General features: G+C 50.7%; 1 rRNA gene. It reads right to left on the bottom strand.

Annotation, left to right across the window (positions count from 1 at the left end):
• A 5S ribosomal RNA gene (gene rrf / locus JOY50_RS28940) occupies positions 1-108 on the bottom strand; the annotation flags it as partial.
• Between the last annotated feature and the right edge of the window lie 111 nt (positions 109-219).

Raw genomic sequence — 219 nt, 5'->3', positions numbered from 1 at the left:
ATGACCTACTCTCACATGGGGAAACCCCACACTACCATCGGCGATGCATCGTTTCACTGCTGAGTTCGGGATGGGATCAGGTGGTTCCAATGCTCTATGGTCGTCAAGAAATTCTGTAGCCAGAATGCCCAGATGGACAGCCCAGCGAATTCGGATATGCGATATTTGTGGTTTGTTGCGAACTTTCGGTTCGTGTCATCTTCACCACCGCAATCTGCG

Source organism: Pseudomonas sp. BP01 (genome assembly GCF_022760795.1).
Classification (GTDB): Bacteria; Pseudomonadota; Gammaproteobacteria; order Pseudomonadales; family Pseudomonadaceae; genus Aquipseudomonas; species Aquipseudomonas putida_Q.
The sequence above is the reverse complement of the archived record's forward strand: the minus strand, read 5'-3'. Positions and strand labels throughout refer to the sequence as shown.